1 protein-coding gene is annotated in these 1,874 nt (G+C 46.5%); it reads right to left on the reverse strand.

What is annotated here, in order from left to right; translation table 11 throughout:
• Positions 1 to 85: 85 nt before the first annotated feature.
• The gene (gene ltrA / locus CLV42_RS33580; protein WP_106606322.1) at positions 86 to 1,357 is read right to left on the reverse strand and encodes a group II intron reverse transcriptase/maturase; all 1,272 of its coding nucleotides are present in this window, start codon (positions 1,355 to 1,357) and stop codon (positions 86 to 88) included.
• Between the last annotated feature and the right edge of the window lie 517 nt (positions 1,358 to 1,874).

Consider the following 1,874-nt stretch of genomic DNA (forward strand, 5'->3'; position numbering starts at 1 on the left):
GCTACAAGTGAGTAGGAGGCATGAGATTATTTCGCATGCCGTCCCCTCCAGCCACCGTACGTACGGGTCCGTATACGGCGGCACATCAAAATAGTGTGTTTGGAAGGATACTTAACTCTTTTAGGGATAGGTATCCTTCTCTTCTTAAGTAAGAGTTGCCAAACGCATTTGAGAGGATGCGACTTCCACTGATACGCCAACACCCTTTCCGAGTATTGCTCCAGCTATACGCTTGTTCCCCAAGGATTCCTTGCTTGCGTAACATATTAGCCCGCGTTTTGGGTGAGCCCCATTGTTTCCAGTAGCATAACCGGAGCCTACGACGAACCCAGCCATCTAATTCGGAGAATATGCTGCGCGCATCACTTAGCTTGAAGTAGTTGTACCAGCCTCGGTTCAAACTCGCTAGTTGCTCGTATCGGCTGTACATCCCGATTGGAGTACTTCGACAAGTAATCTTCCGGACTTTGTCTTTATACTTCTTTATGCTTCCTGCTCCGATAAGTAGCCCATGTGTCCCGTTCTTCCGCTTGTAAAAGCTATACCCTAACAGTTTGCTCGCACCGGGACGCGTTGTCTTGCTTTTCACCCGGTTTACTTTCAGTTTCAGGACTCTCTCAATGAACTTACTTATACTTGACAGGACTCGTTCCGATCCACGCTCACTTCTTGCAAATATGCAGATATCATCCGCATAACGGACGAACTTGTGTCCACGCTTTTCCAGTTCCCGGTCCAATTCATCCAATAGGATATTCGATAAAATTGGGCTAAGGGGGCCGCCTTGCGGGGTACCCTCCCGGTTCACTCTTGCCACCCCCTCTTCCATTGCTCCTGCCTGTAGATAGCGATGGATCAACTTTAATACGCGTTTATCCTTAATCCGCTTACTTAACAAGGTCAGCAGATAGTCATGGTTTACGCGATCAAAAAATTGTTCCAGGTCTATATCTACCAGATAGCTGTACCCTTCATTTACATACGCTCGCGCTTTCAGCAGCCCTTGGTGCGCATTCCTTTTTGGGCGGAAGCCGTAGCTGTTTTCACTAAAAATCCCATCATAAAGTATCGTAAGTTCCTGCGCTATCCCTTGCTGGATCATTCTATCCATTAGAGTGGGGATTCCCAATAATCTCGTCCCACCCGATGGTTTCTCTATCTCAACTCTTCTTAGGGGTTCGGGTTGATAAACTCCTTCCAGAATCTCTGTTTTAATGAAAGGCCATTCGTCCTCTATCTGGGCTTTAAACCCTTCCATTTCTATACCGTCCACGCCACCACTCCCTTTATTCGATTTTACTCGTTTAAAGGCCCGTTGCATATTCGGTCTGTGTAAGATCCTTTCCAGTAAGTCCATTTTCCTTTCCCTTTTTTTGTTTTCTCCACTCGTCTTGTTTCACTCCTTCTTTCAGGTCTGATGCTCAGCACTCCCTTTTATACTTCAGCTTCCAGCTTATCTTTAAAAGGGTAGCTACGGCTTAATCCCGTATTTTCTGCTTTCTTCACAGCAGCCTAGTTTCAGAGATATTCCTTGACTTTTGATGTTTGGTCCTTCTCCGTCAATGGGATACGGATACTACTACCAAAGCTGACTTCTGTATAATCCCGTTGAGTATCTCTACCTACAGTTGCCCCTTTAGGCTGCGCTTCTCCCGCTGGCAGCTATTATACAGATCTCCCTGGGTAAGCTCATACACTTTCATCCCATATATCTGCCGCATTTACACCCACTGTTTTACGATAGTATAGGACTTTGACTTGTGTTGCAGTCTTGTCCAACAGTGATTGCCTTATATGCGGTTTCTGTTCGTCAGACCGGGATTTTGCCGCCGACTTCCTTCAGATTCCACCTCACGGTGGACACCCTTGTCTTG

This window comes from Chitinophaga ginsengisoli (genome assembly GCF_003014595.1).
Taxonomy (GTDB): domain Bacteria; phylum Bacteroidota; class Bacteroidia; order Chitinophagales; family Chitinophagaceae; genus Chitinophaga; species Chitinophaga ginsengisoli.

What these genes read in the sequence shown, in the direction of transcription:
- ltrA (WP_106606322.1), bottom strand. Translation starts at nt 1,357, where the DNA reads ATGGACTTACTGGAAAGGATCTTACACAGACCGAATATGCAACGGGCC.